Here is a 22,728-nt window from a genome sequence, read left to right on the forward strand (position 1 = left end):
TTTGAGTTTAGGGATTAGGAACTCACCTATGCTAGATTTACAAGGATACGAAGCTTCGATTTTGAAAGGAGCTTTAGTAACAATAGAAGTTGCAGTGCTTTCACTCATCCTCGCCATGGTCTTAGGCATGCTTGGCGCATTAGCTAAGTTAGCACCTTACAAATGGGCAAGGGCGATTGCCACTCTTTACACCACAGTCATTCGCGGCATTCCAGATTTGGTTCTGATGATGCTAATTTTCTTTGGTGGACAAATACTTTTAAATAACAGCCTTTACTCCATCAACGAAACGCTCAACGAGTGGTTTGCCTCGAGTGATCCAAACCATGAATGGACGTCTTACTTACCTGATTATATTGATGTCAGCCCATTTATAGCTGGTGTACTCACGATTGGTTTTATCTTTGGCGCCTACATGGCGGAGACTTTTCGTGGAGCGATCATGGCGGTGGACAAGGGTGAATTAGAAGCGGCGAAAGCTTATGGGATGAGTTCAGCTTTATCGTTTAGAAGAATCTTGCTTCCTCAGATGATTCGTCATGCATTACCTGGATTTGGTAATAACTGGTTAGTGTTACTTAAGACCACAGCGTTAGTTTCCATTATTGGTCTGGATGACATGGTGAGAATGAGCTCATTGGCAGCAGGTACGACCAAAATGCCGTTCACCTTTTACATGGCTGTCGCGCTCATCTTTCTATTTTTTACCAGCGTTTCGACCGGGCTACTCAAGCTTGTTGAGCGTAAGTTCAGTATTCATGCGAGGTAAGTTATGGACTTTTCTTTGATTATTGAAAGCTTTCCAACTTATCTTCAGGGACTTTGGACAACAGTTTGGTTAGTGGGATTAGCGTTGGTTATTGGCTTGTGTGTCTCTATCCCATTAGCCGTGGCACGCAATAGTACCAATTACGCTCTAAGCTTACCTTCTTGGGGATTCATTTACTTTTTCCGTGGAACGCCGCTATTGGTTCAGCTGTATTTGATTTACTACGGCATGGATCAGTTTTTCCCTGTGAAAGATACCTTATGGGAGAACGCTTGGTTCTGTGCTTTGGTCGCTTTTATTCTTAATACATCGGCTTACACCGCAGAAATTATTCGTGGTGCGATTAATGGTTTGCCGAAAGGTGAGGTGGAAGCTGCGAAAGCATATGGCATGAGTAAGTTTATGACATACAGACGTATTATCTTGCCGAGTGCATTGCGTCGAGCATTACCAGCTTATTCAAACGAGGTCATATTTATGCTGCACGGAAGTGCAGTCGCGGGCATCGTTACCATCATGGATTTAACTGGTGCTGCGCGTCTAGTTAACTCGCGCTACTATGCACCATTTGAGTCTTTCCTGACGGCGGGGCTGTTCTACATGGCACTGACGTTTATGATTTTGTGGTGTTTCAAAGTGGCAGAGAGGCGTTTCTTAGCTTATCTACGTCCTTTAAGCTAATTATCAATAGAGGCAATAGCACCGGAATGGGTGCTATTGCTTTTGATAATTTTGTTATCTTCATTCCTATTTTTCCAGCCGATATAAAAGACTCTTTCTTATTATTCATTAACTTACATTAACATTCAGTAAACTCATTGTTTAGTAAGTAAAAATGAAAAAAACAATTCTATCGTTGGGCATTGCCGCCTTAGCCACAGGATGTGGTGGGGGAGAGGGAGAATCACAACCTAATGCTCAAGTAAAACCAACGCCAGCTCCAGTTCAACAAGCTCTGGAAACTGGTAATGCACTGCTCGTTTCTGACCCGAGCGATTTCATTCGTAAAAGTCATCAGGTTGTGGAAGCTCACAAGATGCAGTCGAATACGATCAAATCTGCAATTGCGAAAAGCCTTTCAGGTCTTTATTGGGATCCAACCCATGATGCCGCGATCTTGGCACCTCAGTATGGCTTCAACGACACCATCTTGATGACCAATAAGGCCATGGCAAGCGGTTACAAAGATCAAGCTCTGTCAATTGGCGTTGCCGGGGAAAAGTCTAATGGTCAACGTTACGCACTATTAGGTAGTAACCCATTTAGAACGGCACAACGTTTTCCCGACTCTTCCAACGCAGCGATGACGAAATGGTTAAGTAATCTGGTCACTTGGTTGTCGGGCGGAGTTACTTCAAACGTCGTCATCGCGCAAATGGACCAGTCTTATTACTTTCCGGATGAGCAAGCGACTCGGAATTGGCTAAAAGACAATGTTTCACAAGAGTTGGCGTTTAACGAGGCCAACCTATGCGATGGTTCGAAGCTACTTAGCTGCTTGCAAACCAATACTCCAAACTTATTGATCTTGTCACAGCATCTGCAATCTGGAGATACCAACAAACCAGTACTCGACGCTTTGGAATACGCTGAGCAAGCCCAAATTCCTGTTCTATACCTGCATTGGGATGGAGGACTAACTGATCTTGGCCAAGACATTTTGGAAAAATTCCATGTTGATTATGTGGGAGATAACTATTGGCGTAAGTTAGGCTTGGTCGACTGGGAACCTTCATCGTTGATGAACGTTGTGCCGGACTCTATCATCACACAACAAGCGCTGTTGTCTCGTTTTGAATCTCAAAATTTCAACGTTGACTTGTCAAAGTGTGATGACAAATCCTGCCCTGACACTGCGAATATGGACAGTCAATTTTATGCAGGGGCAAACAGCATTCGCCATTGGTTGCAAAAGCTTGATGAACAAAAAGTAGATTTGTTTAATCAAAACGGCTACCAATACGAAAAACTCATGGTATTGCTGGCTGATCATTATCGTCAAACGGTTGTCTTCCCGATGGACAAACAATCAACCCAAACGACCGAATTCCTAAAGTCGTACTTTGCCGATTACGTGCAATACAACAGCCGAAGCGTAAACCCAAAACAACCAAATATGGGGAACTTCAGCCGTAGTGAGTTTAGCCCTGACATAAAGAGAATCAGTGCAACGATTAATATGGAATCAAAGCGTAACTTCCGTTCGGCTGGTGTGTATGCGCTTCCTGGGGAAACCTTTACGGTTAAACGTAATGACAGCAATGATGTGGCGACTAAGATTGTCATCAACACTTTAAGAAGTGGTGCAACTCATGAGTTCAGCAAAGATGGATACACGCGACCAAAACTGCTGACTTCATTCGGCTATGAAGTGAAGCCGGGTGAAACCATCACGCTGACTTCTCCTTATGGTGGTCCAGTACAGGTTCACTTTGACAAAAATGATGTTCCGGTTGAACTGAAATTTAATCATGTGGCACAGCATCCAGTTTGGAGAAGTGAGAAGGACAACGACGCTTTTATTCAACAGTTAGAAGCCAATTTATTCGATTGGGCTGAGCTGATCACTCCTGGGTTTGAAGTGCACTCAAAGCGCGACAAAATGTTGGAGTCGGTCAACGATGAAATGTGGTCTACCCCTTCGGAAATGGCACTTGCGACAGAAGAATATGTTCACAACTACCCGCATGTGCTGGCAGGTTTCCAAGGGCCGGGCATAGATGAAGTGCCTGAAGTTATTCAATACGCCCAAAACCAAGGTTGGGAAATCGCCAATATTGATATAGTTAAGCACATGAACGCTGACCAAGCGACGTGTGGTTATGGTTGTTCGGGTAACCCTTACGATGCTTATTGGTCATTCAGCCCACTCGGTCACGGTGATTTACATGAGCTTGGTCATGGTTTAGAAAAAGGTCGATTCCGATTTTCAGGCTGGGAAGGGCATTCAACGACCAATTACTACTCGTATTACAGTAAGTCTCGTTTCTTCCAGAATACGGGAAAAGTTTCAACCTGCCAAAGCTTGGATTTCAAAGGCCAGTTTGAATTATTGCAAGCTAGCCGAACTCAAGCGGATCCAAACGCATACATGGCTGCGCAAAATCAAACCAGTTGGAGTTGGGGCGCTCGTGTTTACATTCAAATGATGATGGCGGCGCAGCATGAAGGTGTGCTTAAAAATGGTTGGCATTTATTGGCGCGCTTGCACCTGATTGAACGTGAGTTTAACCGCTTAAAATCGGACGACGCGCTTTGGGATGAGAGACGATTGAGCATTGGTTTTGCCAACTACTCTCGGGAAGAAGCAAATAGCATCTCGAACAACGACTGGTTGCTTATTGCTCTGAGCTACATCTCTCAGCGAGATATGACTAGCTATCTCGATATGTGGGGGTTCTCGTTCACAGAAAAAGCGAAACAGCAGGTTGTGGCGCTGAATCTACCGCCGATGCCGCTCACTTACTTTGCAAGTAGTAATACAGGCTACTGTCTGAACGAATTTGCACAAACACCGATAACTGTTGATGGTCAAACGGTTTGGCCGCTGAATCAGTGATTAAATGGTAATTTGTATGAAAAAGGGAGACTGAGTCTCCCTTTTTATTGGATTAAGCTTAGCGTTGAGTCTCGCTTATAGCTTTGCAATATATTACTTAAATGTTGACCAGATTGGTGCGTGATCTGAAGGCTTCTCGATACCACGAAGCTCATAGTCGATACCAGATTCAATACACTTTTCCGCTAGAGAAGGGGTTGCCAAAATGACATCAATTCGTAGGCCACGGTTATCATCAAAACCGCGAGAACGGTAGTCAAACCACGAAAATTGATCGTTCACCTCTGGGTATAGCTTACGGAAGGTGTCCACAAAGCCCCAGTCTAGTAAGGTTTTCAACCATTCGCGCTCTTCAGGTTGGAATGAACATTTACCTGTTTTTAGCCAACGTTTACGGTTTGGCTCGCCGATACCGATATCTGCATCAATAGGGCTGATGTTGATGTCACCCATAACAATCAATTGCTCGTCGTTATTGTGATGATCGTTTAGGTAGGTCATCAGATCTTTATAGAATTGGCGCTTGTATGGGAATTTGGTTTCGTGGCTGATGTTATCCCCTTGAGGGAAATAGCCGTTTAGCACAGTGACCTTTTCGCCGTTTTCATTTAAAAACGTTGCCATGATCATGCGCTTTTGATGTTCCTCGTTATCCGTCGGGAACCCTTTTTGTACGTGTAGAGGCTCTTGCTTACAAAGCATTGCTACGCCGTAATGTGCTTTTTGACCATGGAAATACACTTTGTAGCCCATGGCTTCGACAGCTTCAATCGGGAATGCTTCATCGTGAACTTTAATTTCCTGAAGACCAATCACATCAGGTTGGTGTTTGTCGATTAGCGCTTGGAGTTGGTGCAGTCGCGCACGTAGTCCATTGATGTTAAAGCTGATTACTTTCATTATTTATCCTTTTGGGGCGTACTTTTTATGAATAGTATCATTGTGTAAGAGCACTGAAAATGAGTCTCGGTGAGAGGAGTGAAACGCTCTGAGCTACTTTGCTTTTAATTTGTTTTCTAAGTCGTTTTGCACGATCTTTAAAGCGTTAAGCGCAACTTCTGGATCTATCTCATTGCTCTCAAGCAAATAGATTAAATCGACAGCCAGTTTGATCTCTTCAGGTGCGTCATCTAAAGGCGAGGTTGGTTGGTCAGCCATTATTGATGTTTTTCCCTATGTGTAATTTGGTTCTCTAGCTTAAGAAGTGCTGCTTCACAACGCTCTAAACGTTGCTCGGTTGCTAGTAATACTTTTTGAGCGTCGGCACGCATAAAACTAGGAGCACTTTCGACAGCACGTTCTTTTTCTAACACCATCTCGCGCAAGCGTCTTGCCCACTCTTGGTGTTGAGCGAGCTCCTGATAAAGCACGTTGATAGGCTTGCGGAAGTGGCTGCTATGTTTGATTTCATTCTTACGAATTTTAGTGGTAGAAATCTCGCGTTGAATCGCACCGATTTGCGCCACTAACCGTTCAGTGAGGTACTCAGCACGCAAAGCGGTGAGCTTACCTTCATTTTGCTCACGCACAATCGCATCCAGCGTGGCTTTTGCTTCTTTTACGCAAGGAGTAAGTAAGCGAGAGCGGCAACCAAATAAACGCTCATCAAAAAGCGGAACATGATGTTCGCCTCTTTGACGGTCAAGAACAGCGGCTTGCTTCGCCATTTGTTCTAGATTTTCCTGGAGTTGAGAAATGTTCATGACAAACCTACAAACCATGCGTCATAAGCCAATTTAATAGCTAGTATGCTGACGACAGTAACAAATACAGGACGAATGAATTTAGAACCAAATCTAATAGCGGAGTGCGCGCCAACAAAAGCACCAGCCATTAAACATACTCCCATTGTTAAGCCTAGCACCCAGTTGATATGTCCGAGGAATGCAAAAGTGATCAAAGAGGTAAAGTTACTGGTAAAGTTCATTGCTTTTGCTAAGCCAGAGGCGAGCAAGATATTCAGCCGGTACAGCGCCATTGAACTTACTGTCCAAAAAGCCCCAGTTCCAGGCCCTGCGAGTCCGTCGTAGAATCCTATGGATAAGCCTTGCATGTACTGTTTTTTATGAAGTTTTGGGCAAGGCTCGGGTATTGGACTTTGATGAGCAGAGTGGGGTGTTTTATGAAAAACGGTATACAACGCTGCCGCCAAAATAACAAGCGGCAATCCTTTTTCCAGCCAATCCGTACTAATCGCATCTACAAATAGCGTACCTAATGTCGCTCCGACGAGTGTTGCCACGAATGCACGCCTCCAGCATTGAGGTTTGAATAGACGTTTTTTGTAGTACGTAAATGCTGCAGTAGAAGAAGCAAAGGTAGCGGCAAGTTTATTGGTGCCTAGTGCAATATGAGGCGGCAAGCCTAGCGAAAGTAGAGCAGGTACGGTAAGCATGCCACCACCACCGGCAACTGCATCAATAAATCCTGCGACAAAAGCGACAAGCGCCAACACCAACAGCATGGTTGGCTCAATCATTTCCATAAATGGTGATTCTTCTAATATTCTATTTTACGTTTAAATGGAGGTAGTGAGTCGATTAAGGCTTGTCCGTATCGCTTAGTGACTAGGCGTCGATCAAGAATCGTTACTCTACCAGAATCTCTCTCTTTACGCAGTAAGCGACCTACGCTCTGGATCAGCTTTTTGCTTGCGTCTGGTACAGTTATTTGCATAAACGGGTTTCCTCCTTTTTTCTCAATGTATTCGGAATGAGCCTGCTCAACAGGGGAGGTTGGAACGCCAAATGGAATTTTTGTAATCACCAAGTTTTCAAGTAATTCGCCAGGTAAGTCTAGCCCCTCAGAGAAACTGCCAGTACCAAATAAGACGCTGGTTTTATTTGATTCTATTAGCTTTTTATGTTTTTTTAGAATTTCTTGACGTGAGCTTTCACCTTGAACTTGCAACGCCCAGCCTTTTTTTATGAACTCCGAAGAGAGTGCCTTCGCGACTTGGTTCATCTGCCAATAGGATGAGAATAATACTAAGTTGGCTTTCTTGTCTTCCAAGTACTTAGGCAATATCTCGATAAGATATTCAGTAAATTGAGGCGCTGGTGGTTCATATTTCATCGCAGGGATGAGCAATTCTGCCTGGTTTTGGTAATCGAATGGTGACGCAAGCGCTAAAAACTGAGTGCCTGATTCTGGTTTTCCATCAATACCAACCTGATGGCAAAAGTAATGGAAAGAGTTTAATGCACGCATCGTTGCGGAAACCAAAATGGCGCCAATACATCTGCTCCAAATCTGTTGGTCGAGTTGCCATCCAATTTCAAGTGGCGAAACACTCACAATGAAATCACCCTCGCGATCGGGGTGGGTTTCTAACCAGCGAGCTAAAGGCGCACCTTTTTCACGAGTTGGTTCTGCCATTAAATGCCATACTTGCGCTAGGTTTTCTAACCTTTGAATGTAGAAACCGAGCTCTGCAAGCGCTGGTTCAGCCAACCTTGTCGCAAGCTCCCCGTCTTTTACTCTTTCCGCAATAAGGTCGGCAATTTTTGCCACACTCTGATTTGCTTTTTTACTGAACTGTTTTAGTTCTTTGGATTGGTTCTCTAGCCACTCAGGTAGTTCACCGTGTTCGAAGCGGTAGATACCCTCTTCAAATTGAGCTGGGTCGAACTGTTTGGGCAATTGAGTCAGTGCCGGTATCAAGTTCTGAACCGCGTCTTGAAGGTCGTTGCGAAATCGAGCTACGCGTTTCTCGTCTGCGAGTGATGAAAACTTACTAATCGACTGATTTAACTTCTCAAGCCATGCTGCCGCGCCTTTTAAACTCGCAGATGCTGAAGCATGGTCACGAGCGACGTGAGGTAAGTGATGTGCCTCGTCGAAGACGTATATTGTATTTTCTGGCTCAGGTAAAATCACGCCGCCACCTAAATCTGCGTCTGCCATGACGAGAGAGTGGTTAGCAATGATGACATCGTTTTTATCCAACTCTGAGCGCGCTTTTTGGAATGGGCAGCCGCGGTGACCTGGTAAACTGTTATTGCAACTGTGTTTATCACTGACAATCAGTTGCCAAAGCTTATCGTCGATGGGTTTAGGCCAAGAATCACGGTCACCGTCCCATTTACCTTGCGCAAGAGAGCGATGCATTGTTTCTAACAGCTCTATATCTTTTTGCTTAGGTTTGGTTTCAAACATCGCTAACTGGCCACCATCAGCACCGCTAGCAGTCGCGAGCTTTTCTGCACAACAATAGCGTTGACGGCCTTTTGCCAAAATAAAAGAAAACTCTCGGTCGGTAATCCGACGAAAAAGAGGGAGGTCTTTATTTATGAGCTGCTCTTGCAGAGCGACGGTCGCCGTTGAGATAACCACTTTCCTATTGTTATGTACAGCCACGGGAATGGTCGCCATTAGATAAGAGAGCGATTTACCAATTCCAGTCCCTGCTTCTGCAACGAGTATTCGGTTAGATTTGTGATACTGACCGCACAGCGTTTTTGCAATCTCTGCAACAAGGTAGTTTTGTGCTCTTCTAGGCACAAAGTTATCAAGTTGATCTTGAAGGTTTTGATAGCTATTACGAATCGATTTTTGAATGTTACTGGTCAGCATACGGGCCTCAAATGCGTTGGAGGCGAATAGTAGCACACATCACTAGTTGTACAGTAGTTCACAAAACGGAATGCTTTTATAAGGAATGTAGATCTCCTTCACAAAAAAATATTGAACCTTATCTTAATGAAATTAATTTCATTATATGAAAAATATAAAACTCCAACTTGGTCTGATTTGTAGGTTTTTATTCTTTTTTTGTTTTTTTAAAATTTACTTATTGGATTAAAAAACCATTTGTTAATAATTTTGTAAATTACAAATAATAATGGGGATTGGTTAGATGTTCGTCGAATAAATAAAGGTAAACCTATTAACTTGTTGTTTTGTAATGGTATTTTGTTTTTTTTACATTGGTATTTAGAAAATTTGACAGCCAGAATAATCTTTTGCACTCTTAGCTCCAGATTTTGAGGAGGTGCTGTATAACGTTTTGTTAACGCTCTACCTCAAACATATAAAAAAAGGGAACCGGACAAGGATATCCCGAACTAAGAAAAGGCAGTGGATTAATTATGAAAAAAACTCTATTAGCACTAGCTGTAGTTGCGTCTGCAACTTCAGTGAACGCAGCTGAAGTATTCAAATCTGAAGAAGGTTCTGTAGATTTCTACGGTCAGCTACGTCCAACTCTTCTATTCACAGAAAAAACTGATCACACAGCAGAGCTAAACACTAGCTCTTCTCGTACTGGTGTGAACGCGGTTTACGTTGTTGACGAAAGCCTAAAAGTTCTGGGTGAAGTTGAAATCGGTGTTGCTCTAGGTGACAACTACGACGCAGGTGCTGATTCAAGCGAGCGTACAGATGACTCTGTATACGTACGTCGCCACATCATCGGTTTTGATATGGGTGATATGGGTACTCTTCGCTTCGGTAAAGAAGGTACTTGGGCTGATGACGTATACTTCGCAGATTACTCTTACTTCTTCGGTGGTAACGCAGCGGAAACTGCATACGGTCACGCTTGGAACAACGATTCTCAAATCAAATACGCTTACGAAAATGACGCATTCTGGCTAAAAGCTGGTTACGCGCTAGGCGAAAAAGATTCTAACGAAGAAGTACTAGAAGTATTCGTTGGTAAATCTTTCAACGACCTATCTCTACACGCTGGTGTACTTACTGCAAACAACGACATCAACGTAACTAAAGAGAAAAAACTAGTTCTTAATGGTGTAGAGCAAACAGTTTCTCACACAGAGCGTACTGATAACGAAAACCTATCTTTTGAAGTAACTGCTGAGTACGCACTAAACGAGCACACTCTAGGTGCTACGTACTACTACAACGAAAACGAAGATAAGCTAGGTAAATCAACAGTTGATTCACACTACATCGTTGTAGCTGGTATGTTCGCTGTTGCTCCTAAAACAACTCTATACTCTGGTTACGAGTACTTAGCTCAGTCTACTGACGAAGCAGGTAAAGTAGACGCAGACTCTTCTTGGTTCTACGCTGGTGTTGAATACAAGTTCTCTAAATGGGCACGTGTATTCGCAGAAGCGGGTTACACTTTCGAAGGTACTGACTTCGACAACAAAGACACAGACGACGCAACTAACTTCGGTGTTGGTGCTCGTTTCTACTGGTAATCAATACCCAGTTTGATATTGTAAGACCCAGCTATATGCTGGGTCTTTTACTATGAAGATAAGGATGAAAAATTCTATGCAGTTATCATTAAAAGTGGCAATGGCACTGTCTATTTTTGCCAGTACAAACCTCTACGCTGCAACGACTTTAGTGGTTCCAGAAGACGTGAAGTTATTGGCCGTCAACATGGAGAAGCCAGATCTAGAAGGTGGTCTTTTTTCTAGTGAGAAGACAATCGAACTACCTGACGGAACGAATCAAATTGTCTTCAAATATCAACCTACATTCGAAATTAACGAAAACCTTAAGACGGTTTACAGTGATGTAATCGTTGCTAAATTTGATGCTGAAAACGAAAAGCTAACGTTTGAACTGCCAGAGTTTAAAACTCTTCGCCAAGCGCAAAACAACATCTCGCCTCTAGATTGGCAATTACTGGATACCAAAGGCCAACCTATTGCTTTGGTCGAAGATGTATTAGAGTCAGATGGTGTTCAAATTGGTCGTAATTACCCTCAAGAATCTCGTAACTACAATATTGCTGGCGGTATCGCGAGTGTTGCCGTTAGTTATGTAACTGTGAATCAGCATCAACAATCAGTAAGTGATATCGAGCCTCGAGTTGAGACTAGTGATACCCGTTCAACAGCCGCATCGAACGACAGCCCAATGGTTGATGTATTAAAGACTATGTACCAGAAAGCGTCTCCGGCGGAAAAAGAGGCATTTAAAAACTGGCTTGCTGAGCAGTAATCCCTTAGTTCATTAGATAGGGCTTAACTGAAAAAGTACGAATCTAAAAAGCAGGCTTTAAGCCTGCTTTTATCTTTTCTGCTTATTAGAGAGAGATTTCTCTCCATTCACCAGGCATTAGGTCGTTAAGGACGATATCACCCATCGAATGACGAATGAGGCGCAAAGTAGGGAAGCCAATGTGCGCAGTCATGCGACGCACCTGACGATTTCTTCCTTCGATAATGGTAATGGCTAACCAAGTGGTAGGGATATTTGCGCGAAAACGAACCGGAGGCGTTCTGTCCCAGACTTGTGGTTCTGGAATAACTTCAACTTCGGCTGGTAGAGTCATACCATCTTTTAGCTCTACTCCCTTCCTCAATTTTTCAAGATCTTGCTCCTGAGGAGCGCCATCGACTTGAACCCAATAAGTCTTTGGCGATTTTGACTTTGGCTGCGTTAACTTCGCCTGCAAGATGCCATCGTTAGTGAGTACCATCAAACCTTCGCTGTCTCGGTCCAATCGGCCAGCCGCATAGACATTTTTGATTGGGATATAGTCCGCTAACGTTTTGCGACCATCGCCATCGGTAAATTGACTGAGCGTATCGTAAGGCTTATTGAAAATAATGACTTTACGATCTTTAGGGGCCACTTTTGGCTTTTGGCTTTTTGTTGGGCGATTAGGGCGGCGGTCTTGCTGAGTACGAGTCTTCGAGCCATTGCGAGCTCCTGAGTGTTTAAAATGGCCCGTTTTAGACTGGTTACGACTGCGACCTTTTTCCTGACCTGTACGAGATGACATGTTAACTACCCTGCAAAAATGTAAATGAACTGTGTTTGAAAGTTTTAAGTTTTCTCATGATCGGATATGATTTGCGCGCCTAAAACTAACAAACGCGCACAGAATGATAGACTAATTCGTGTTATTTGTTTAATTATATCAGTGCACTCATGGATTCAGAGCTTAGAGCTTCAAACTACAACAAAGAGTGCGAACCGCATGTGGCGTTAGTGAGGAGACATGTACTGCTAACGTGCAGCAATGCGTCAATTAAACCAACTCAGACGCTGAGTTGATCAGCCAACAAGTTGATTAAAAAATAGGGAAATTTCATGCCTACAGAAAAACCTACAATTATCTACACCATCACTGATGAAGCGCCGGCGCTAGCAACTTATTCATTACTACCAATCATTCAATCATTCACAGCATCGTCTGGCATCAATGTAGATACTCGTGATATTTCACTAGCAGGTCGAATTATCGCTAACTTCCCAGAGCATCTAAAAGAAGAACAGCGCATTGGCGATGCGTTGACTGAGCTTGGTGAACTAGCTCAAACTCCAGAAGCAAATATCATCAAGCTACCTAACATTTCAGCTTCAGTTCCTCAGCTTAAAGCGGCGATTAAAGAGCTTCAGGCGAAAGGTTACGATTTACCAAACTACCCAGAAGAGCCGAGCACGTACGAAGAGAAAGCGATTAAAGCGGCTTACGACAAAATCAAAGGTAGTGCGGTTAACCCAGTACTTCGTGAAGGTAACTCAGACCGTCGTGCTCCGACTTCGGTTAAGAACTACGCGAAGAAAAACCCACACTCAATGGGTGCATGGTCAGCAGAATCTAAGTCTCATGTTGCGAGCATGTCAGACAATGACTTCTTTGGTAGCGAAAAGTCTACAACTATCTCTGGTGCAACAGATGTCAAAATCGAGTTTGTCGGTAATGATGGTACAGTTAAAGAGCTTAAGTCTGCGTTCCCATTACTAGATAAAGAAGTCATTGATACTTCAGTAATGAAGAAGAAGGCGTTGGTTGAATTTTTCGAGAAAGAGATTGCTGAAGCGAAAGCACAAGACGTGCTGCTGTCTCTTCATATGAAAGCGACGATGATGAAAGTTTCTGACCCTGTCATTTTCGGCCATGCCGTAAAAGTTTACTACAAAGACGTTTTCGATAAGTACGGTAAGCTGTTTGAAGAGCTAGGCGTTGATGTAAACAATGGCATCGGTGATGTTTACTCAAAAATTGAGTCTCTACCTGAAGCGCAAAAAGCAGAAATTGAAGCGGCCATTCAAGCGGTTTACCAAACTCAACCAGAACTTGCGATGGTTGACTCTGATCGTGGTATCACAAACTTACATGTACCAAGTGACATTATTGTAGATGCTTCTATGCCAGCAATGCTTCGCTCTTCGGGTCAAATGTGGGGACCAGATGGTAAACAAAAAGACACCAAAGCGATGATTCCAGATCGTAGCTACGCAGGTATTTACCAAGCGGTTATTGATTTCTGTAAAGAGCACGGCGCATTTGATCCAACCACTATGGGTAGCGTACCTAACGTTGGTCTAATGGCTCAGAAAGCTGAAGAGTATGGTTCTCACGACAAGACATTCATTCTAGACGCTGCGGGTACTGTTCGCGTTGTTGATGCTTCAGATAACGTACTGTTAGAGCAAGCGGTTGAAGAAGGTGATATCTTCCGTATGTGTCAGGTTAAAGACGCACCAATCCAAGATTGGGTTAAACTAGCAGTGACTCGCGCACGTGCAACAGGTGTTCCAGCTGTATTCTGGCTAGATGAAAACCGTGCGCACGATGCTGAGCTCATCAAGAAAGTAAACGCCTACCTACCAGATCACGATACTGACGGTCTAGAGATTAAGATCCTATCTCCTGTTGAAGCTTGTAAGTACTCACTAGAGCGTATGAAAGCGGGCCTAGATACTATCTCTGTTACAGGTAATGTTCTTCGTGACTACCTAACAGACTTGTTCCCAATTCTAGAGTTAGGTACGTCTGCTAAGATGCTATCTATTGTTCCATTGATGAATGGTGGTGGTCTATTTGAAACAGGCGCTGGTGGTTCTGCTCCTAAGCATGTTCAACAAGTAGAAAAAGAGAATCACCTTCGTTGGGATTCTTTGGGCGAGTTCCTAGCGCTTGCAGCGTCGTTAGAGCATTTAAGTGTAGCGACAAACAATCCTAAGGCTCAGGTTCTAGCAGATACACTAGATAAAGCGACCGGTGAGTTTTTAGACACCAACAAATCTCCGTCACGCAAAGTGGGTGAGCTAGATAACCGTGGAAGCCACTTCTATCTTGCACTTTACTGGGCGAAAGCGCTTTCAGAGCAAACGGATGATGCGGATCTTGCTGCTGAATTTGCACCAATTGCAAAAGCGCTGTCTGAGCAGGAAGAAACGATCGTTGCTGAGCTAAATAATGCGCAAGGCGTGAAAGGTGAGCTAGGAGGTTACTACTTACTAGACGATGCATTGGTTTCTAAATTGATGCGTCCAAGCGAAACCTTTAACGCAATCATTAACAAGTAAGTTAGTGTTAAAAAACACGTCGTTTTCGGCGTGTTTCCTATCCTGTAAGTGCGTTGTAAGTGTTCCTTTTGTAACACGTGCTCTAAATAGTAAGAAACCCGCTATCTTGGCGGGTTTATTTTTCTCTTCAAAACATCAACGTGGCGTTTCGAGAGCAATATTTTTATATTTCGACAGCGCTCTAATTATTTGGCTTGGCCTTCAAGAGGCACGACGCTACTCGCGTGACAGCCTTTGGGACCTTTTTCAATCTCGTAAGAGACTTGTTGGCCTGCTTTCAGTGTACGATAACCGTCCATCTGGATAGTTGAGTAGTGGGCAAAGATATCTCCCTCTTCTTCATCTGAACAAATAAACCCAAATCCTTTGGCATTGTTAAACCACTTTACTGTACCTGTAGCCATGCTTTACATCCCTCATGCATTTTTTACTGATGTTGTTACTGCAACCAAGTTATACCTTTAACTTGGTACTACCATTGTCAGCGAATGCCAACAAACGTCAAATCAATGATAAGTCACATTCATCAAACCACTTAAAGAAGAGAGGTTTCAAAATGATGATTTATGCATCGACACTTTCCACTGTAGTCAATGAATTTCGACAGTCAATAGCAGTGAGCAACAAACAGAAACATAATTGAAAACAAATCACTTTTGAGATTAACAAATTTGCAAACAGTTTTTCGTATATACGCAGAAGTTTAGTCAATTTGCCTATGAAGTGGTTCATACTGAAAAAGCCATACTGTCCGTGTTGCTTATGGTAGAAGAATCCTCTGACTGAATAAAAAATGAAGTTTTCGTGATAATTACCGTATTCTCAATGAGGAAGTGTGATCCAGATAGAAGATGATGGGGCGGTTTGCAATAGCCCGAAAGCAATAAATAGAAAGTTCTTTTATAAGAAAAAATGTGTAACTTATCGACAAGCATCTTTTATTTGCGCCGTATCAAGACGTGCATTAGTCTCTATATTAGGTAGCAACTTTTATCGATCAAAGATCGAATTCGGTGCCATAACTCACTACACCGCGCTGCACGCTTGTGGTAGATTGTTTTTATAGGTCGAAAACATCAACCCTTTGATACGATATCTTTAGATTGCCATGAGTAAAAATTTTGAATGGGTCACTCCGGACTCTGATCTTCTGGAGCGAGAAAGTACGAAAGTCCAGCCACCTAAGCTGTACAATGTCGTACTCAATAATGATGACTATACACCTATGGATTTCGTCATAGAGGTGCTTGAGCGATTTTTCTCACATGATATTGATAAAGCAACTCAAATCATGCTTCAGGTCCACTATGAAGGAAAGGCAATCTGCGGCACATACAGCGCAGAAATTGCCGAAACAAAAGTAGCGCAAGTTACGATGTACGCAAGGGAAAATGAACATCCGCTACTTTGCACTATGGAGCAAGCGTAAACAAAGAAGACTTGCTCGAACAACCCCAGTTGTTTTTTCGGGAGGTACTTATGCTAAATAAAGAACTAGAGTCAAGCCTTAACGGTGCATTTGCTCGGGCGCGCGACAAACGCCACGAGTTTATGACTGTCGAACACCTCCTACTTGCATTGTTGGAAAATGATGCAGCTAAGGAAGCCCTTCTAGCTTGTAAGGCGGATCTTGACGCTTTACGCAACGAACTCGATATTTTCATCGATCAAACTACGCCTCTTATCCCAGATAGTGATGAGACGCGTGAAACGCAGCCGACTTTGAGTTTTCAACGTGTACTACAACGCGCCGTCTTTCATGTACAGTCGTCTGGTCGTAATGAAGTAACAGGCGCCAACGTGCTTGTTGCTATCTTCAGTGAGCAAGAGTCGCATGCCGCTTACTTACTGAAGAAAAATGACATCTCCCGATTAGATATTGTTAACTTCATCTCCCATGGTATTACTAAAGCATCAGGTGCAGGTGAGGATTCATCATCAGACTCGTTTAGCTCAGAAAGTGTTGAAGAGCCTAATTCTGAAGAACGCCTAGAAAGCTTTGCGACGAATCTTAATCAAGTCGCTAAAGATGGAAACATCGACCCACTCATTGGACGTGATAAAGAGTTAGAGCGCACTATTCAGGTACTTTGTCGACGCCGCAAGAATAATCCACTACTAGTGGGTGAGGCAGGGGTTGGTAAAACAGCCATTGCGGAAGGTCTTGCATGGCGAATTGTCGAAGGGCAGGTCCCTGAGGTTATTCAAAACAGCGTGATTTATTCACTAGATATTGGCTCTTTGCTCGCTGGTACCAAATATCGCGGTGATTTTGAAAAGCGCTTCAAGGCGATTTTGAAACAACTTGAAAAAGAAGAAGATGCCATTTTGTTCATCGATGAAATACATACCATCATCGGTGCAGGCGCGGCATCTGGTGGTCAAGTCGATGCAGCAAATCTTATTAAGCCTCTTTTAAGTAGCGGTAAGTTGCGTTGTATTGGTTCGACGACATACCAAGAGTACAGCAACATTTTCGAGAAAGAGCGTGCGTTGTCTCGCCGTTTCCAAAAGATAGACGTTGTAGAGCCTTCATTGGATGATACAACTAAAATCTTGATGGGCTTGAAGCCGAAGTACGAAGCTCACCATGAAGTACGTTATACCAATAAAGCACTGCGTGCCGCGGTAGAACTGTCGGCTAAATACATTAATGAACGCCATCTACCAGATAAGGCCATTGATGTCATTGATGAAGCTGGTGCGCGTAGTCGTCTTGCTCCTGCAAGCCGTCGTAAAAAAACGGTCGGAGTGGCTGATATCGAATCAATGGTTGCCAAAATGGCGCGAATTCCAGAGAAGTCGGTTTCTTCTTCAGATAAAGACATTTTGAAAAACTTAGATAGCAAAATGAAGATGTTGGTATTTGGTCAAGATAATGCGATTGATGCATTGTCCGAGGCGATCAAGCTGACACGTGCAGGTTTAGGTGTAGACAACAAACCTGTTGGTTCATTCTTGTTTGCAGGCCCAACAGGGGTTGGTAAAACAGAGGTGACGGTGCAGTTATCTAAGCTTCTAGGTATCGAACTACTTCGTTTTGATATGTCTGAGTATGGTGAGCGTCACTCCGTAAGTCGCTTAATTGGTGCGCCTCCTGGTTATGTCGGTTATGACCAAGGTGGTTTGCTAACCGATGCTGTTATTAAGCACCCACACTCAGTCGTATTACTTGATGAGATTGAAAAAGCGCACCCTGATATCTTTAACCTGTTGTTGCAAGTCATGGATAACGGTACGCTAACGGACAACAATGGTCGCAAAGCAGACTTCCGTAATGTCATTCTTGTTATGACAACTAACGCAGGTGTGGCGGAAACCGAGAAGAAATCAATTGGTTTGATTCAACAAGACAACAGTCACGATGCAATGACGGAAATTAAGAAGGTGTTTACTCCTGAGTTCCGTAACCGTCTTGATAACATCATCTGGTTTAACAGCCTTGATGAAAGCGTTATCCATCAAGTGGTTGATAAGTTCATTGTTGAACTGCAAGTGCAACTTGATGCGAGAGGCGTTTCAATGGAAGTATCGCAAGACGCTCGCCATTGGTTAGCACATAAAGGTTATGACAAAGCTATGGGGGCTCGCCCAATGGGGCGTGTTATCCAAGAACAGCTTAAGAAGCCTTTGGCTAACGAACTGTTGTTTGGATCTTTAGTTGACGGCGGTACAGTGAAAGTAACGCTGGTCAACGATACGCTTGAGTTTGAATACTTAAGTGAGAAAGAGACAGCGATGCATTAATCGTTAGTCGGTAACAAACGCAAAAGCGCACGAGAAGATCGTGCGCTTTTTATCTGAACTAAATCGGAAAAAATTGTGCAATAAAAAACGGAGCAGCTTGCTCCGTTTTTTATTGCATCCGAAAATCAGAGATTAACGAGCGCGGAAGACGATGCGGCCTTTTGACAGGTCGTATGGAGTCATCTCTACAGTTACTTTGTCACCCGTTAGGATACGGATGTAGTTCTTACGCATCTTGCCAGAGATGTGAGCAGTCACAACGTGACCGTTTTCAAGTTCAACACGGAACATAGTGTTTGGTAGAGTGTCAAGGACTGTGCCTTGCATCTCGATTACGTCTTCTTTAGCCATTTAATCCTCTTTAGAAATTAGGCAATATTAGCGGGCTATATTCTGCCGCTAAATAGTAATTATGTAAAGTTGAGGCGTATTCTACCCTCGCCAACGCTGATTTACTAGCCTTTGGTGGCGTTGAAAGCGTGTTTTGTAGCTCATTGCTGGGCACTCATCAATCTGATATCCCAAATATAGCCACTGTTGTTTGTTTTCTTGGCAGTATTTAATTTGATAAAGCACTGCTAACGTGCCAAGAGATAACTCGTAGTCAGGGTCAAAAAAAGTATAAAAAGCACTCGAGCATTGTGGCATCAAATCTGTCACTGCAATGGCGAGCAATTGATCTGATTCATCGTAAATGTGTAAAAACGACGTTGTCAGCCAGCTAGTTTGAGCAAATCGAGCAAACTCATCACGCTTTGGTGGGTACATAGTGCCGTTTTTATGCCGTTTGCAGATGTACCGACTGTAAAGCTCAAACCATTCCTCATCCATTTCAGGTTTCATATCCCAGCGTAAAGACTGTGCTTTATTAAGCAGCCTCTTCTGACTTTTTGATAGTCTAACGTCTGGAATCGAGACTCGAATTGGCTGGCAAGCGGTGCAATGCTCGCAATGCGGTTTATATATGGTATCTCCGCTACGACGAAAACCGTTAGCCATGAGCAACTGGTAATTTTCTTCAGTATGCAGCCTTTCATCAAGCGCCACCGCAACCCGCTCTTGCCGTTCAGGCAAATAACTACAAGGGTGATTATTCGTCAACCCTATTCGAATATGTTGTATATCCGTACTCATACTGAATCCTGCAAAACTTGGGGCTGATAGGCATCAAATAGTGTTTGCTTTTCTCTTAAAGATAGTAGTTTTTGCATAAATTCGTCACGCTCAAGTTCAAATGCGCCAAGTGATGCCAAGTGAGAATTCATAACTTGGCAATCGATTAATTGACCTTGCTTTGACGCCAAATGGTTGCATAAGTACCACAATGCAATTTTGGATGCGTTATCTTTTAGACTAAACATCGACTCTCCGCAAAAAAGTTGGCCCACGCAGATGCCATATAGTCCGCCAATCAGGTTGTTGTCATGCCATACTTCTACAGAGTGACAGTGACCAAGTTTGGCTAACTCAATGTAGGAAGCTTGCATTTCCTCGTTGAGCCATGTTTCCTCTGCAGGGCGTGTTGAAGAACATAGTCTAATCACTTCTTCTGTCGCGAAATTGAGTGTTACTTTATAGTTATGTTTACGCTGAAATTTTTTGAGACTTTTAGATGGCTTAAACTGCAATGGGTCAAACACAGCGCGCGGAGAAGGGCTCCACCATAAAATAGGTTCACCAGGACCATACCAAGGGAAAATGCCTTGATAGTAACCATTGAGGATTCTCATGGGGTTTAAGTCACCACCAAAAGCCAGCAAACCATTGGGGTCGCTGAGTGCTTTATAGGGTGAGGGAAAGTTGAACGTTTCATCGAGTTCAGTTAAATAAATAGCCATAAGAAGTCGTTACCAACATTGGAGTCAGAGGAGTTTATGATGACCTGGTTAAGAAATATCGTAAAAGTATGGCTTGGGATCATACTGTTTTTACCACTTGTCGCCAACGCAGCCTATGAAAGAAATGTTGCCAAGCCAGTTAATGAAGTAGTTTACGGGAAGATTGACTCTGTCCGTTATATTACTCAACAAGAGGTTGTTCAATCGAAAAGTAACGGTTGGAAGACACTACTTGGTGCCACTATCGGTGGTTTAGTCGGTAATCAATTTGGTGGCGGTACGGGAAGAGAAGTCGCGACGGCAGTGGGTGCGCTTGCAGGTGCCGCAGTTGCTCAAAACCAAAGTAATTACCAATACACGGTTGAATATAAGTTAGTTGAGCTACTCATCAAAGTGAAGGGTGATAAGCTAATTAATGTCATCCAAGATGTTGATAAAAATATGTTATTTAGTCGAGGGGATGAAGTTCGTATTTTATATTTTGATGATGGAGTCAGGGTTGATATCACTTATTAACCCTAGGTTGTTTTAGTCTAACGAAGCCTAATCAGGCATGTACAGTCGGGCTGGCTTATCGTCAAATAAAGTCGAAATAGTTTGCTGTTTCGCCGTGCTTCTTTCGCTCTGATTTACATCGCTGGCAATGCCTTTAATTCTGTATCTTTAGGCTGCTTGAGGATATTCATAAATTAGCGCCGATTTACTCTGGTTTTGTCGTGTTTTTTTGGGTAGTCTGAATTCACGAAGAATTGTTTAGCCCTCATAAAAAATCGTATGTTGAGGGCACAAAGGATTATCAACTTTTAATGGAAAGCCTAACGTTACAACCTATCAATAAAATTCAAGGGGAAGTGAACCTTCCTGGCTCTAAAAGCGTTTCTAATCGAGCTCTTTTACTTGCTGCTCTTGCTAAAGGCAGAACTCGCCTTACTAATCTCCTCGACAGTGATGATATCCGTCATATGCTGAATGCGCTGACTAAACTAGGCGTTCAATACCAACTTTCCGAAGATAAAACAGAATGTCTCGTTGAAGGCCTTGGGCGTCCGTTTTCTGTCTCAGAGCCGGTAGAGTTATTTCTCGGCAATGCTGGCACTGCGATGCGACCATTAGCTGCGGCTCTTTGTCTTGGAGAAGGGGAGTATGTACTGACGGGCGAACCTCGTATGAAAGAGCGTCCAATTGGTCACCTTGTCACGGCACTGAAAGATGCTGGTGCGAACGTTGAGTACATGGAAAACGAGAACTTTCCGCCTCTCAAAATAATTGGTACTGGCCTAAAAGCAGGTACAGTTTCTATCGATGGGTCCATTTCAAGTCAGTTCTTGACCGCTTTCTTAATGTCTGCGCCATTGGCTGAAGGTGAAATTCGCATCAACATCGAAGGCGATTTGGTTTCTAAGCCTTATATCGATATCACCCTGCATATCATGAAGCAGTTTGGAGTCGATGTGATCAACAACGACTATCAAGAGTTTGTGATCCCAGCCGGTCAGCAATACATCGCTCCAGGTGATTTCTTGGTTGAAGGTGACGCGTCTTCTGCTTCTTACTTCTTGGCGGCGGCAGCCATCAAAGGCGGAGAAGTTAAAGTCACGGGTATCGGTAAAAACAGCATTCAAGGTGATATTCAATTTGCTGATGCGCTTGAAAAAATGGGTGCAGAAATTGAATGGGGTGATGACTACGTAATTTCACGTGTTGGTCAATTAAAAGGCATTGATATGGATTACAACCATATCCCTGATGCTGCAATGACCATCGCGACAACAGCGTTATTTGCCGAAGGCACTACCGCTATTCGTAACGTTTATAACTGGCGTGTAAAAGAAACAGACCGTTTGTCAGCTATGGCGACTGAGTTACGTAAAGTTGGTGCGGAAGTGGAAGAAGGGGAAGACTACATCATCGTCAAACCTGTCTCTCAGTTAAAGCATGCTGCGATTGATACTTACGATGATCATCGAATGGCGATGTGTTTTTCGCTGGTGGCACTTAGTGATACGCCTGTGACGATTAACGATCCAAAGTGTACGTCGAAAACGTTCCCTGACTACTTCGACAAACTTAAGGCTTTAAGTTGCTAAATATTCTGACCTAAAACAGGAAAGCCAGAGTGAATAACACTCTGGCTTTTTTGTTTCCCAATACTATTTAACCAGCGTAAATTCCTTAGAAAGGTGATGCGCTAAGTATTTGAACATATTGAATACTGCAGTCGTATTTGAAGTTGGTAAACCTTTGTCATCAAGGAAGTATTCACCTTTAAAAACTAAAACACCTTCTTTTTCTTCTACGCTTGTTGCTCGCATCCCCTCGATGTAATCATCGTGCTCTTGGATGATTTGGTTAGCGATCAAAAGAAGGTCGAACTCTTCGATAAACGTTCTATCAGACATATTCTTTCTACCATCCTATTCAGTTAAGAACGCTGAGTATACCTACAACTAAAATGGGTTTGCATGATTAATTCAGTCAATCGTTCAGTAAGACTAAACAGATCAATTTTTAGAGTATAAGCATGATGCGGAGGAAGATGGCAGAGCATTGAACCAAACTATTTTGTG

Annotated in this window: 21 protein-coding genes; 10 read left to right on the forward strand and 11 right to left on the reverse strand. The window is 43.2% G+C overall.

The window, feature by feature from the left end:
* Positions 1-28: 28 nt before the first annotated feature.
* The 3 genes from R7Q38_RS10455 to R7Q38_RS10465 all read left to right on the forward strand — a co-directional run bounded on the left by R7Q38_RS10455 (position 29) and on the right by R7Q38_RS10465 (position 4,328).
* Positions 29-769, forward strand: coding sequence for an ABC transporter permease (locus tag R7Q38_RS10455; RefSeq protein WP_005378436.1), 741 nt, complete (start codon positions 29-31; stop codon positions 767-769).
* A 3-nt stretch (positions 770-772) separates the two neighbouring features.
* Complete coding sequence (locus tag R7Q38_RS10460) at positions 773-1,450, forward strand: ABC transporter permease (RefSeq protein ID WP_053303243.1); 678 nt, start codon at positions 773-775, stop codon at positions 1,448-1,450.
* A 154-nt stretch (positions 1,451-1,604) separates the two neighbouring features.
* On the forward strand, positions 1,605-4,328 hold the full coding sequence (locus R7Q38_RS10465) for an ImpA family metalloprotease (RefSeq protein WP_239939250.1): 2,724 nt from the start codon (positions 1,605-1,607) through the stop codon (positions 4,326-4,328).
* Between the two features lie 93 nt (positions 4,329-4,421).
* Here the strand turns inward: R7Q38_RS10465 and xthA are convergent, their stop codons facing one another.
* The 5 genes from xthA to dinG form a co-directional block, all read right to left on the reverse strand.
* Positions 4,422-5,228: an exodeoxyribonuclease III gene (gene xthA / locus R7Q38_RS10470; protein ID WP_005378433.1), complete on the reverse strand. Its 807-nt coding sequence runs from the start codon at positions 5,226-5,228 to the stop codon at positions 4,422-4,424.
* Between the two features lie 93 nt (positions 5,229-5,321).
* Entirely contained in the window at positions 5,322-5,486 is a 165-nt protein-coding gene (rsmS, locus tag R7Q38_RS10475; protein WP_005378432.1) for a pleiotropic regulatory protein RsmS, read from the reverse strand.
* Positions 5,486-6,031, reverse strand: coding sequence for a primosomal replication protein (locus R7Q38_RS10480; RefSeq protein WP_171345296.1), 546 nt, complete (start codon positions 6,029-6,031; stop codon positions 5,486-5,488). Before R7Q38_RS10480 ends, rsmS begins: the two co-directional genes overlap by 1 nt.
* A complete protein-coding gene (locus tag R7Q38_RS10485) occupies positions 6,028-6,813 on the reverse strand; it encodes a sulfite exporter TauE/SafE family protein (protein ID WP_005387866.1) in 786 nt (261 codons plus the stop codon). Before R7Q38_RS10485 ends, R7Q38_RS10480 begins: the two co-directional genes overlap by 4 nt.
* 14 nt (positions 6,814-6,827) lie before the next feature.
* Entirely contained in the window at positions 6,828-8,903 is a 2,076-nt protein-coding gene (gene dinG, locus R7Q38_RS10490; RefSeq protein ID WP_017634733.1) for an ATP-dependent DNA helicase DinG, read from the reverse strand.
* A 515-nt stretch (positions 8,904-9,418) separates the two neighbouring features.
* Here dinG and R7Q38_RS10495 point away from each other — a divergent pair.
* Both R7Q38_RS10495 and R7Q38_RS10500 read left to right on the forward strand, forming a co-directional pair.
* Positions 9,419-10,498, forward strand: a complete 1,080-nt coding sequence (locus tag R7Q38_RS10495; protein ID WP_005378424.1) for a porin — start codon at positions 9,419-9,421, stop codon at positions 10,496-10,498.
* 76 nt (positions 10,499-10,574) lie between these two features.
* On the forward strand, positions 10,575-11,252 hold the full coding sequence (locus R7Q38_RS10500) for a DUF2057 family protein (RefSeq protein WP_017634732.1): 678 nt from the start codon (positions 10,575-10,577) through the stop codon (positions 11,250-11,252).
* An 85-nt stretch (positions 11,253-11,337) separates the two neighbouring features.
* Here the strand turns inward: R7Q38_RS10500 and R7Q38_RS10505 are convergent, their stop codons facing one another.
* Positions 11,338-12,039, reverse strand: coding sequence for a pseudouridine synthase (locus tag R7Q38_RS10505; RefSeq protein ID WP_005387874.1), 702 nt, complete (start codon positions 12,037-12,039; stop codon positions 11,338-11,340).
* A 311-nt stretch (positions 12,040-12,350) separates the two neighbouring features.
* Here R7Q38_RS10505 and R7Q38_RS10510 point away from each other — a divergent pair, with 311 nt between their 5' ends.
* A complete protein-coding gene (locus R7Q38_RS10510; protein WP_239938484.1) occupies positions 12,351-14,576 on the forward strand; it encodes an NADP-dependent isocitrate dehydrogenase in 2,226 nt (741 codons plus the stop codon).
* Between the two features lie 185 nt (positions 14,577-14,761).
* Here the strand turns inward: R7Q38_RS10510 and cspD are convergent, their stop codons facing one another.
* Positions 14,762-14,980 (reverse strand): cold shock domain-containing protein CspD, encoded by a 219-nt coding sequence (gene cspD, locus R7Q38_RS10515; RefSeq protein ID WP_005378407.1) that lies wholly within the window; start codon positions 14,978-14,980, stop codon positions 14,762-14,764.
* 704 nt (positions 14,981-15,684) lie between these two features.
* Here cspD and clpS point away from each other — a divergent pair.
* Positions 15,685-16,005 (forward strand): ATP-dependent Clp protease adapter ClpS, encoded by a 321-nt coding sequence (clpS, locus tag R7Q38_RS10520; RefSeq protein WP_005378419.1) that lies wholly within the window; start codon positions 15,685-15,687, stop codon positions 16,003-16,005.
* 50 nt (positions 16,006-16,055) lie between these two features.
* Positions 16,056-18,323, forward strand: a complete 2,268-nt coding sequence (clpA, locus tag R7Q38_RS10525; protein WP_151514644.1) for an ATP-dependent Clp protease ATP-binding subunit ClpA — start codon at positions 16,056-16,058, stop codon at positions 18,321-18,323.
* A gap of 132 nt (positions 18,324-18,455) precedes the next feature.
* Here the strand turns inward: clpA and infA are convergent, their stop codons facing one another.
* From infA to aat, 3 genes are all read right to left on the reverse strand, one after another.
* Positions 18,456-18,674: a translation initiation factor IF-1 gene (gene infA / locus R7Q38_RS10530; protein WP_001040192.1), complete on the reverse strand. Its 219-nt coding sequence runs from the start codon at positions 18,672-18,674 to the stop codon at positions 18,456-18,458.
* Positions 18,675-18,755: 81 nt separating this feature from the next.
* A complete protein-coding gene (locus R7Q38_RS10535) occupies positions 18,756-19,457 on the reverse strand; it encodes an arginyltransferase (protein WP_151514645.1) in 702 nt (233 codons plus the stop codon).
* Positions 19,454-20,161 (reverse strand): leucyl/phenylalanyl-tRNA--protein transferase, encoded by a 708-nt coding sequence (aat, locus tag R7Q38_RS10540; protein ID WP_005387881.1) that lies wholly within the window; start codon positions 20,159-20,161, stop codon positions 19,454-19,456. Before aat ends, R7Q38_RS10535 begins: the two co-directional genes overlap by 4 nt.
* A 39-nt stretch (positions 20,162-20,200) precedes the next feature.
* Here aat and R7Q38_RS10545 point away from each other — a divergent pair, with 39 nt between their 5' ends.
* The gene (locus R7Q38_RS10545) at positions 20,201-20,677 is read left to right on the forward strand and encodes a glycine zipper 2TM domain-containing protein (protein WP_005378348.1); all 477 of its coding nucleotides are present in this window, start codon (positions 20,201-20,203) and stop codon (positions 20,675-20,677) included.
* A 290-nt stretch (positions 20,678-20,967) separates the two neighbouring features.
* The gene (gene aroA / locus R7Q38_RS10550; protein WP_005387883.1) at positions 20,968-22,248 is read left to right on the forward strand and encodes a 3-phosphoshikimate 1-carboxyvinyltransferase; all 1,281 of its coding nucleotides are present in this window, start codon (positions 20,968-20,970) and stop codon (positions 22,246-22,248) included.
* Positions 22,249-22,311: 63 nt separating this feature from the next.
* Here aroA and R7Q38_RS10555 read toward each other — a convergent pair whose 3' ends face one another.
* Complete coding sequence (locus tag R7Q38_RS10555) at positions 22,312-22,560, reverse strand: YciN family protein (protein WP_005387884.1); 249 nt, start codon at positions 22,558-22,560, stop codon at positions 22,312-22,314.
* Positions 22,561-22,728: the final 168 nt, after the last annotated feature.

Source organism: Vibrio sp. Vb0598, assembly GCF_033338935.1.
Classification (GTDB): domain Bacteria; phylum Pseudomonadota; class Gammaproteobacteria; order Enterobacterales; family Vibrionaceae; genus Vibrio; species Vibrio alginolyticus.